Below are 9,838 nucleotides of genomic sequence, written 5' to 3' on the forward strand. Positions count from 1 at the left end.
GAACGTCGTCTTCAGCTCATCCGTGACGACGATGTCCATCAGGACGTCGAACGGGTCCCGGCCCTCCTCGGCGGCGATGTCGCCGACGATCCGCCCGGCATACGGCTTGGTCTGCGGGCTGAACGTCTCGATGATGTACCGGGAGCCCCAGTCGACGAGGTGGCTGAAGGCGGACGGCTCCTCGGCGGCGCGGCGCAGCTCACGCCGACGCTCGGGATCACGCAGGATCGCCAGCCGCTCGTCCAGCGGCAGGAAGAGGAAGTCGTGCAGCCCCGGGACCATGTCGAGGACGAAGCCTGCGCGGAAGGAAAACCGGGCCGGCGGGGTGTCCGGCATCGTCAGCGCGACGACTTTCCCGCCGCGCGCCCGGGCGATGTCGCCGACTTCGAGCCTGGCGAGCGCGTCGGGCAGGGTCTTCGCGCTGACGGTGAGGATGTTCCAGTTCAGCGGCCGGCGGGCCGCCACCGACATCCCGACCATGACGTCGGTGATCTCCTGGCTGAAACCACCTCGCTGCGGGAGGACGGGGAGGAACTCCAGGGATGTGCCGTCGAACTCGCCGGCCACCGCTGCCAGGGCGAACAACTCCTGCGCGGGTGCGGCGCGGGACGGGACCGGACGCCCGTCGGCATCGCTGTGGCTCTCCGACCAGGTGGAGGAGAAGCCGAGACCGCCGGCCGCGATCCCGGCGCGCAGCAGCCGCTTCATCGTGGCGAGCTCGTCGTCGGTCGCGTGCCGTTCAGTGGCCGCCGGCCCCATGGCCACCCGCCGAATGGCCGAATGCCCGACCATGAAACCGGCGTTGACAGCGAGCGTCCCGTCCAGACGGTCGAGGAACTCCGCGGTGGTGCGCCAGTCCCACGGCACGCCGGTCCGCAGCGACTCCAGCGGCATGCCCTCGACCCGGGACAGCATGCGCATCAGGTAGTCACCGGCCGTGTCGTCCAGGGGGGCGACGGTGAACCCGCAGTTACCGCCCAGGACGGTGGTGACTCCGTGCAGCGGAGACGGGGAAAGCGTGGGGTCCCAGAAGCCCTGGACGTCGAGATGGGTGTGGATGTCGACGAAACCGGGGCTCACGATGAGCCCGTCCGCGTCGATCGTCCGGCGCCCGCCGTCGGGCACGGTGCCGATCGCGACGACGCGTCCACCGTCGATCGCGACGTCCGCTTGCTGGCGCGGGGCGCCGGTGCCGTCGACGACCTGACCCCCGCGGATGACGATGTCGTGCACGATTCCTCCTGGACTTCTGGGGCGACCGCTTTACGTGGGGCCGCCGAGCGCGCGAGACGAGCAATGATCGCGCGCTCTTTGGCCGGACCGGTTTACGTGGGGCCGCCGAGCGCGCAAGTACTCACGCGATCTGTTGCCCACCCGAGCGCTCTAAGCCGTGATGCCGTAACGGTCGAGCCGGAAGCAGCGGATGGCGTTGCCGCGGGCGAGCAGGTATGCCTCGTCCGCGCTGAGTCCCGCCTCCGTGACCATCTTCTCGAAGACCGCTTTCGAGTTCGGCCAGGTCGAGTCACCGTGCGGATAGTCGGTCTCGAACATGATCTGTTCCATGCCGATGCGGTGCCGCAGGGTGAGCCCGATGGAATCGTCGAACACGCACCCGAAGATCCGGTCGCGGACGTAGCTGGACGGCGGGCGCGAGAGCCTGCCGTCCAGGTTGCCGTAGACCGGTCGCTGTTCCCAGACGCTGTCGAGCCGTTCCAGGATGAACGGCATCCAACCGATCTGACCTTCACTCAATGCCACCCGCAGGTCGTGGAACCGCTCCAGCACACCGCTGGTGAGCCAGTCTGCGAACGCATGGGACGCACCCTGGTAGGTCAGGGCGAGTGACACCGCTCGGGGGGCGTCGATCGAGGTCATCGGGAACGTGGAGGAGGACCCGATGTGCAGGTTGAGGACGGTGTCGGTGTCCTCACACGCGGCGAACAGCGGATCCCAGTGGTCGGTGTGGATGCTCGGTAGCTTCAACCGGGCCGGGTTCTCCGAGAAGCAGACCGCGTGCGAGCCCTTGGCCGCGCAGCGACGAACCTCCGCCGCGGCGAGTTCGGGGTCCCACAGTGGGATCAGGGTCAACGGGATGAGCCGACCGTACGCCTCGTCGGCGCACCATTCGTCGATCATCCAGTCGTTGTATGCCTGCACGCACGCAAGGCCCAGGTCGCGGTCGCCGCACTCGTGGAACGTCTGCCCGCAGAACCGGGGAAACGTCGGGAAGCTCAGGGCGGCCTCGGTGTGGTTGGCGTCCATGTCGGCCAGTCGGGCCGTCCTGTCGTAACAGCCTGGCCGCATGTCCTCGTAGGTCATGGCCTCCCAGTGCCGCCCGAGATAGTTCTGGTCCTTACCCGCTGCCGCGAAGCCTGGAAGGATTTCCATTTTGACGTCTCCGAATACCCAGACGTCGGCCCACAGCCCGTCTTCGGCCTCCCGCCAGCCGCTGCGGGCGTGCGTCCCGAAGCGTCCCTTGAGCCGCACCAGACGGGGGCCGTCCGCCCGGAATCGCTCGGGTAGGTAGCGCTGCCACAGGTCACCGGGTTCAAGGATGTGGTCGTCGACAGAGATGATCTTTGGTGTGCTCATCGGGCTCCTCCCAGTCGCCTCCCGCAATTTAACGCACGTGTGCCAATCTAGACAACGGGTTGTTGCTGGGGTGCGGCCGCGGGTACGCGGCGTAGCAGTCCCTCCTGGATGACGGACGCCACGAGCTGTCCCGAGCGGTCGAAGACGGAGCCGTTCGTCAGCCCCCGGCCGGAGCCCGCCCACGGGCTGCCCTTGTCGAAGAGCAGCCAGTCGTCCGCCCGGAAGGGGCGGTGGAACCACATGCTGTGGTCGAGGCTGGCGCCGACGACGGATCCGGTGCCGAACGCCTGGCCGTGCGGGAGCAGTGCTGACGCCAGGAGGAACAGGTCGGACGCATACGTCACGGCACTCGCGTGCGTCAACGGATCGTCACCGAGTGGATCGTGGCTGCGAATCCAGACCTGCAGGCCGGTGGACGGCCGGCCGCGACGGGCCGACAGCGGCGGTGGCTCACCCACGAAGCGGAGATCCACCGGATGGCTGCCGAGGTAGGTATTATACCAGTCGTCGACCTCAGCCCCTGCGGTGGTGAACCACGACGCCGCCGGGGGGAGTTCGTCCGGGTCGGGAACAGTCGGCGGTCGCAGCGTGTGCTCGTAGCCGTCCTCGCCCACGTGGAACGACACCGAGGCGTGCAGGATGTCGCCGCCAGCCTGGGCGGCGACCACGCGGCGCGAGCTGAACCCGCGACCGTCGCGCAGTTTCTCGACGGTGTACTCGGTCGTTGCGCCGACCGCGCCCGGACGCAGGAACACGATATGCAGGCTGTGCGCCGCCCGGTCGTCGGTGACCGTGCGGCCCGCGGCGACCAGCGCCTGCGCGGCGAAAAGGCCGCCGAAGGTCCGGGTGGACTCGTTCTCGCGGCTACGTCCGCGGAAGACATCCTCCTGGATGGCCTCCAGCTCGAGCAGCGGCCGTAGCGCGGACGTCAGTGCGACTCCGCCGCTGTCAGAAGCGGGGTGCGTCACGATCACACCTCTCATCCTATATATCTTTAAACGTATACTACGTTAAAGTGACGATGTCGAGACGGTCGCGACGGAACGCGCCGATCTTTCGAGGTCACGCTAAAGTAGTTCTATTAGTATGATGATAGACCTCAGCGGGTGATCCCTGGATGATGTGGACGCGGCTTCCCGCCGTACCTCGGGCTCGTCTGGTCGACCTGAGCCCGGAAGGCTTGCGCGTACACCCGATCTAGTTGGAACATATAGACGATGTTGTCTGGGCTGGTGGTGGGTCCCGGACCCGCCGACGGAGTGGGGTGCGATGGAGTTCGGGTATCCGTCGGTGGCGGAGGAGTTTCGGGTCCGTGTTCGCGCGTTCCTGGCGGCGAACCTTCCTGACGGCTGGACGGGGATCGGCAGCCTCGGTTCCGACGAGGCCGAGGTCTTCACCCGTGACTGGCGGGACCGGCTGTTCCGGGCTGGCCTGCTTGGCGTCTCCTGGCCGGCGGAGTACGGCGGCGGCGGGTTAACCAAGATCGAACAGGTGGTCCTCATGGAGGAGCTAGCGCAGGCCGGCGCGCCGTGGGGCATCCGTAACGACACGTTCAGCATCAAGATGGTCGGCAACACGTTGCTGCGGGCCGGCACCGAGGAGCAGAAGCACAGGTTTCTCCCGAAGATCCTGTCGGGCGAGGAGAAGTGGTGCCAGGGCTATTCGGAACCCGGCGCAGGTTCGGACCTGGCTTCTCTGCGTACTCGGGCGGTTCTCGACGGCGACGAATGGGTCATTGACGGTCAGAAGATCTGGACGTCGATGGCTCACGAGGCAGACTGGATCTTCGTGCTGGCCCGTACCGACCCGGACGCGCGACCCCACCGCGGAATCTCGTTTCTGCTGGTCCCCCTGCGTCAGCCCGGTATCGAGGTACGGCCCATCCCGGCGATGAACGGCGACAGCGAGTTCAACGAGGTCTTCTTCGTCGACGCGCGCACAGCCGCGGACAACGTCGTCGGGACGGTCAACGGCGGCTGGCAGGTCGCGATGACCCTGTTGGGGTACGAGCGGGGTGAGGAGGCCGCGACGAACCCGGTGCTGTTTCGCAATGAGCTCGACCGACTGCGGGATCTGGTCCGCGAGCGGGGGCTCGGCGCTGATCCGATCGTGCGGCAGCGGCTCGCCGACTGCTATGCCCGGGTCGAGGTCATGCGCTTCCTCGGCTACCGCGTGCTCACCGGCTACCTACTGGGCGGGCCTCCTGGCCCTGAGTCGTCGATCAGCAAGTTGTACTGGAGTGAATACCATAAGCTGGTCACCGACCTGAGTCTTGATGTCCTCGGCGCAGCTGGCATGGTCATGCAGGGGCGGCGGCCGCCGCGTGCCTATCGCACGGACGACCCGGGTTCGCCGAATTCCACCGCATCCTGGATCGGCACCCTTTACAACTCCGTGGCAGGCACCATCTACGCGGGCTCGTCCCAGGTACAGCGCAACATTCTTGGGGAAACCGTCCTCGGGTTGCCCAAGGAGCCGGCGGTTGCCTCCGGTCAGGCCGGTAGAAGCGCGGCTACGGGCGCTCTTTCTGGGTCGTGAAACGGGCGGGTATCCAGCCAGTCGACGTTGTAGAGCCAGTCGACGTTGTAGAGCCAGTCGACGTTGTAGAGCCAGCATGGAGGCGTGTGGTGAAGATTCAGGTCGAGGGAGACGGGATGCCGCCAGAACTGTTGGTGGAGGCCGCGACGGATTATGCCTGCCTGTGTTGCGCGGGCGTCATTGAACTGTGGCGGGACTCGGGCGGCTACTGGAACGCGACTCTGGCCCATGACGAGCGCTGTCGCCCGGAGCGGACGGTCACCGCGCCCCGCCGGCCGGAGCTTGTCGTCGCCGGCTGAGTGCGTGCCGGCCGAGTGCGTGGCGGCCGAGTGCGTGCCAGCTGAGCGTGCTCTGGCGAGCCGCTGTCGGTCGGGACAGACGGCCTCCGTTGGTTGTTCGAAACGTGGATAGGTTGATGCACGTGACAGTTACCGCAGCGCCCGAGGTTGTGCTCTGCGACGTCGACAGCGGCGTCGCCACGCTGACCCTGCACCGGCCAGAGCGAAAAAACGCCTGGACGTTGGAGATGGAGCGGGCGTTCTTCGATCTGCTCGACGCCTGTGACGACAATCCCGACGTCCGGGTCGTACTGGTCACAGGGGCCGGCAGCAGCTTCTGCCCCGGTATGGACATGGGCTATCTCGACAGCGTCTCGCAGGGTCCGGCCGCGGAGAAGCCGGCGTGGCGGACCCGTCCAATGACCCATGCCCGGTCGTTGCGCAAGCCGACCATCGCCGTCCTCAACGGTGCATGTGCCGGCATCGGGCTGGTCCAGGCGCTGTCGTGTGACCTGCGGTTCGCGGCGGCCGGCATCAAGATCGCCCCGTCGTTCACCCGACGGGGACTGCCGGCCGAGTTCGGCGTCAGTTGGCTGCTGACCCGCATAATCGGGCCTGCTCGGGCTGCTGACCTGCTCATCTCGAGTCGGGTTGTGATGGCGCAGGAGGCGTTGGCGCTCGGTCTGGTCGACCGGGTGTTTCCGCCGGATGAGCTCATGCCCGCCGCCCGGGCGTATGCGGCTGACCTGGTGGCCAATTGTGCTCCGGTGGCGATGGCCGCGGTCAAGGCCCAGCTGGCGGCAGACTGGGGACGGACTCTCGCGGACGCTCAGCTCGACGCGGATGCGTTGGTCCGCGACACCGATCGGCGTATCGACTTCCGCGAGGGCGTTGCCGCCTTCGTGGAGCGCCGGCCGCCGGACTTCCGTCCGCTGCCGCCCCGCTGAACGCCAAGCGGAACCGTCAAGCGGACCGATGTTGATTTTTCGAGGTTTGTACGATCATCCGGTACCTTTTCGGCGTACAAACCTCGAAAGATCAACGGTCAAGCTGTCTGCGGACGCTTTCGATCACGTATTCCGGCCGATGGACGACATCCGGCCACGTGAAACGTAGGACCGTCCACCCGCGGCCGACGAGGTCGTTCTGCCGGTAACGGTCCCGGTACAGGGCGGTTGCACCGTTATGGGTGGCCGCACCGTCCGCCTCGACGTCCAGCAGGCGTGATGGCCAGGCGAGATCGAGTCGCGCGACGGGTACGCCGGTGACCTCGTTGCGGACCGGCCATTGCAGCTGTTCCGGTGAAAGGCCGGCGTCGACCAACAACAGCCGGAGCCGGGTCTCCAACGGGGATTCCGAGCGCCGGTCAACCAGGTCCCAGAAGGTGTCGGCTCGCCGGCCACCGTGTCGCCCGGCCACCGCGATCTTGATCGCTGCGAGATTCTCCTCGTCGAGTCGATACTCGTGCAGAAGCGCGTCGAGTAGACACACCGCTTCCTCACGTGAGGACCAGAGGATCAGATCGGCGATGGTCCGCGACGGATGGGTGATCCGGATGCCGGCGACCGTCATCGACTCTGCCGACGTCAGCGGCGACCAGCGCAGCACTACGCCCCGACTGCGCGATGTCCTCGCGGTTGACGGTAACAGCAGGTGAATCGGTTCGTCATGGGTCGGCTGCGGGAGCCCTGGAAACCGGTGGATCCTGGCAGCGGTCACTGCGCAGACGACCGCGTCCGGGCGGATGAGCTGGGCTGCCCGGGCACGGGCGTGCACACGGTCAGGAGCAGCCGGGACGACGAAGCCGCCCCGAACCGGATTCTCCCAGCCACCGACGTGAGCCAAGCGGTAGAGCGTCGCCGGGCTCAGGCCCACTGCGAGGGCCTGAGCCCGGGTCAGCGCACCGTTCTGCGTGGCAGCGAGGGCGAGCGCAGTGGCCAGCACGTCGGCCGGCGTGGCCGGTGTGGCCGGGTCTGCCGCCGTGACCCCGATAGCCGGGGTAGCCGGTGTGGCCGGGTCTGCCGCCGTGGCCCCGGTAGCCCCGGTAGCCCCGGTAGCCGGGGTAGCCGCAGGGGATGTCGGTGGGGTGACTGGTGCGTCGTGAGGACACGCCCCTGGGCGACCGCCGCGTGTGTTGCCTGCAGGCGCCGACCTATTTTCATGCATGATCTTCAGGCTGCCATGTTCCGGCAGTTTTGCTCAGCGTCCGTCCACAGGCACTCGCATTATCCCCAGCCCGGATCGATCTTTCGAGGTTTGTGCGGTCATTCGGTATCTTTTTGGCGTACAAACCTCGAAAGATCGTTGATGAAAGATCGTTGACGTCTGATGGACGGGGTTACACGGGAAGGTGAACCGTGTTCCGTTGGATTTCGCGCCGCTCGTCCGCGCTGAGCCCTCCCCAGACACCGCTGTCCTGGCCGGCGTCAAGAGCCCAGGCCAGGCATTCGTCGGTGACCGTGCAGTGCCGGCATACAGCTTTCGCGGCATCGATCTGGCTCGCGGCCGGCCCGGTTGTCCCGATCGGAAAGAAGAGTTCGGGATCCGTACCCCGGCAGAAGGCCCGGTGGCGCCAGTCCATTGTCGTACCCCCTTTTGGCAAGGCGTCGCGCCCGGATGATGGGTCAGCCCGAATGATGGTGGGCGCAGATGATGCTAGGCGCGGAAGCCTGCCCGTTAATCACAACATGCTGTCAATTATCGACAACAGAGCAGGGGTGCTCCGGTGAAGTGCTCCGCCGGGTTCCGGTCTGGCGGAACGGAGTGATGCGGTTACTCGCAAGGGCTGATCCAGCCAGGGTTTGATCGTGGGTGTGGTGTGGTGTGGTGTGGGTGCGCGTGTGAGGGCTGCTGAATGCCGGGTGGATGGTTGCCTGTCGTACGTGGACGGGTGGCCTACCTGACGACCGTGGTGCCACAATGGCACCATGAGGCGGATGAACCTGCGCGACGTACCCGACGAGATCTACACGGCTCTCGCCGAGGGTGCGGCGGCAAGCCACCAGTCGCTGAACGTCTTTGTGGTGGAACGGCTCAGCGAGATGGCTCGCGTAACCAGGTTGGCCGACTACATGGCGTCGTACGAGGCTCCCCAGACCGCGGGCGTCACGGCACCTGGCCGGCTTTCCCATTCGCCGCATGCCGCTCGCTCCACTTCTGGAACGCAGGTGGCAGCTACGCAAGAACGTCACTCCATTTGACGCTGTCTCCATCGCGCTCGCCGAAAAACTCGATTTAGAATTACGGACCGCTATCGCGACGAGTGGGTGGCGGCGGAGCTGGTGAGACCACACGAAGGCCTGGCGCGGTCTCGCGTCCACCTTGCTGCATCGTCGACTCTGGCGGCGTAGGATCCGCCGACTGCTGACCGGCGCCGGCAGGGTGACTGGATTGCTGGATCAGTCGATGAGCCGGCGGCTCATGTAGCGGACGGCGAGCAGCCACATCAGCCCGGCGAAGGCGACCAGCGCGCCCACGTGGCCGAGGTCGGCGAGCGGAGCGAACCCGAACGCCGCGTCCCGCACCAGCTCGACACAGTGGTAGAGCGGGTTGAGTCGGGCGACGACACGGCCCCAGTAGGGCAGCCCGGCTATCGGGAAGAACGTGCCGGCGACCAGGAAGAGCGGCGTCATGATGCCGGAGATGATGTAACTGAAACCGTCGATGGACGGCACCAACGCCGAGGTCCAGATACCGAACAGGCCGAAGCCGAGTCCGGTGAGAAAGCCGACCAGCGGGACCACCAGCATGCCGGGAACCGGATCGAGGCCGAAGGCGAGCGCCACCACCAGCGGAACGCATCCGTAGACGCCGGCGCGCGCGGCAATCCACAGGGCCTCTCCGAGCACGATCTCCGGTACGTCGACGGGTGCGGCCAGCACAGCGCCGTAGATCTTCTGATAGGTCCGCCGGATGAACGTCTGGAACATCCCGGTGAAGGCTGAGGAAAAAAGTACCGCGGTCGCGACTATTCCGGTGCCGAGGAAGTCCACGTACCGGTAGCCGGCCACGACCGACACCAGTGAGCCGAACCCCCATCCGAAGGCCAGCAGGTAGATGGTGGGTTCCACGACGGCGGAGAAGGTGGTCGACAGCCAGGACCGCCGGAACAGCGTGAGGTCGTGGACGATGACTCCGGCCAGTGCCGCCGGTTCAATCCGCCGCAGTCGCGTCGCCTGGGCCCCGTTGGCTTCGTCCGCCCCGTTCATTCGACCCGCTCCCCGGTCAGGGCCACGAACACGTCCTCCAGGGTCGCCGCGCGCCGGACGCCGGCTCCGAGCCGTTCATCCAGTTCGGCGGGCATGTTCTCGGCCCGGAGCACCGAGACCGACGGCCCGGTCCGTCGGGTGGTGAAACCGGCCGCGCCCGCCTGCGCCGCGATCTCGGCGAGGCGCTCGGGCTGGCCGTAGTATTCCGCCGCGGTCCGCCCT

General features: G+C 66.8%; 10 protein-coding genes and 1 pseudogene. 4 read left to right on the top strand and 7 right to left on the bottom strand.

The genetic code is table 11. The features are described from left to right. The 3 genes from U9977_RS07430 to U9977_RS07440 all read right to left on the bottom strand — a co-directional run. Positions 1 to 1,233: N-acyl-D-amino-acid deacylase family protein (locus tag U9977_RS07430; RefSeq protein ID WP_322748445.1), on the bottom strand; the 1,233-nt coding region annotated here is incomplete at its 3' end. A gap of 150 nt (positions 1,234 to 1,383) precedes the next feature. Next, the gene (locus U9977_RS07435; RefSeq protein WP_322748446.1) at positions 1,384 to 2,592 is read right to left on the bottom strand and encodes an amidohydrolase family protein; all 1,209 of its coding nucleotides are present in this window, start codon (positions 2,590 to 2,592) and stop codon (positions 1,384 to 1,386) included. 47 nt (positions 2,593 to 2,639) lie between these two features. Further along, entirely contained in the window at positions 2,640 to 3,560 is a 921-nt protein-coding gene (locus U9977_RS07440) for an acyl-CoA thioesterase II (RefSeq protein ID WP_322748447.1), read from the bottom strand. Between the two features lie 301 nt (positions 3,561 to 3,861). On the opposite strand from U9977_RS07440, the gene U9977_RS07445 reads away from it, so the two are divergent. The 3 genes from U9977_RS07445 to U9977_RS07455 all read left to right on the top strand — a co-directional run bounded on the left by U9977_RS07445 (position 3,862) and on the right by U9977_RS07455 (position 6,355). Then, entirely contained in the window at positions 3,862 to 5,130 is a 1,269-nt protein-coding gene (locus U9977_RS07445; RefSeq protein WP_322748448.1) for an acyl-CoA dehydrogenase family protein, read from the top strand. A gap of 89 nt (positions 5,131 to 5,219) precedes the next feature. Continuing rightward, positions 5,220 to 5,429 carry a hypothetical protein gene (locus U9977_RS07450; protein WP_322748449.1) on the top strand — a complete coding sequence of 70 codons (210 nt, stop codon included), beginning with the start codon at positions 5,220 to 5,222 and terminating at the stop codon, positions 5,427 to 5,429. A 116-nt stretch (positions 5,430 to 5,545) separates the two neighbouring features. Further along, positions 5,546 to 6,355, top strand: coding sequence for an enoyl-CoA hydratase-related protein (locus U9977_RS07455; RefSeq protein WP_416210503.1), 810 nt, complete (start codon positions 5,546 to 5,548; stop codon positions 6,353 to 6,355). 91 nt (positions 6,356 to 6,446) lie between these two features. Here U9977_RS07455 and U9977_RS07460 read toward each other — a convergent pair whose 3' ends face one another. Both U9977_RS07460 and U9977_RS07465 read right to left on the bottom strand, forming a co-directional pair. Continuing rightward, the gene (locus U9977_RS07460) at positions 6,447 to 7,352 is read right to left on the bottom strand and encodes a DUF559 domain-containing protein (protein WP_322748451.1); all 906 of its coding nucleotides are present in this window, start codon (positions 7,350 to 7,352) and stop codon (positions 6,447 to 6,449) included. A gap of 394 nt (positions 7,353 to 7,746) precedes the next feature. Further along, positions 7,747 to 7,989 carry a WhiB family transcriptional regulator gene (locus U9977_RS07465; RefSeq protein ID WP_322748452.1) on the bottom strand — a complete coding sequence of 81 codons (243 nt, stop codon included), beginning with the start codon at positions 7,987 to 7,989 and terminating at the stop codon, positions 7,747 to 7,749. 346 nt (positions 7,990 to 8,335) lie between these two features. On the opposite strand from U9977_RS07465, the gene U9977_RS07470 reads away from it, so the two are divergent. Next, positions 8,336 to 8,608 carry a hypothetical protein gene (locus U9977_RS07470; RefSeq protein ID WP_322748453.1) on the top strand — a complete coding sequence of 91 codons (273 nt, stop codon included), beginning with the start codon at positions 8,336 to 8,338 and terminating at the stop codon, positions 8,606 to 8,608. A gap of 198 nt (positions 8,609 to 8,806) precedes the next feature. Here the strand turns inward: U9977_RS07470 and U9977_RS07475 are convergent, their stop codons facing one another. Together U9977_RS07475 and U9977_RS07480 are read right to left on the bottom strand one after the other, a co-directional pair. Next, complete coding sequence (locus U9977_RS07475; RefSeq protein ID WP_322748454.1) at positions 8,807 to 9,616, bottom strand: ABC transporter permease; 810 nt, start codon at positions 9,614 to 9,616, stop codon at positions 8,807 to 8,809. After that, positions 9,613 to 9,838: pseudogene (locus U9977_RS07480) on the bottom strand (ABC transporter ATP-binding protein); the annotation flags it as partial. The gene U9977_RS07475 and the pseudogene U9977_RS07480, both read right to left, overlap by 4 nt.

Origin of the sequence: Protofrankia sp. Cas8 (genome assembly GCF_963555845.1) — a bacterium.
Lineage (GTDB): Bacteria > Actinomycetota > Actinomycetes > Frankiales > Frankiaceae > Protofrankia.

What these genes read in the sequence shown, in the direction of transcription:
- U9977_RS07435 (WP_322748446.1), bottom strand. Translation starts at nt 2,592, where the DNA reads ATGAGCACACCAAAGATCATCTCTGTCGACGACCACATCCTTGAACCC.
- U9977_RS07445 (WP_322748448.1), top strand. Translation starts at nt 3,862, where the DNA reads ATGGAGTTCGGGTATCCGTCGGTGGCGGAGGAGTTTCGGGTCCGTGTT.
- U9977_RS07470 (WP_322748453.1), top strand. Translation starts at nt 8,336, where the DNA reads ATGAGGCGGATGAACCTGCGCGACGTACCCGACGAGATCTACACGGCT.
- U9977_RS07465 (WP_322748452.1), bottom strand. Translation starts at nt 7,989, where the DNA reads ATGGACTGGCGCCACCGGGCCTTCTGCCGGGGTACGGATCCCGAACTC.
- U9977_RS07455 (WP_416210503.1), top strand. Translation starts at nt 5,546, where the DNA reads ATGCACGTGACAGTTACCGCAGCGCCCGAGGTTGTGCTCTGCGACGTC.
- U9977_RS07475 (WP_322748454.1), bottom strand. Translation starts at nt 9,616, where the DNA reads ATGAACGGGGCGGACGAAGCCAACGGGGCCCAGGCGACGCGACTGCGG.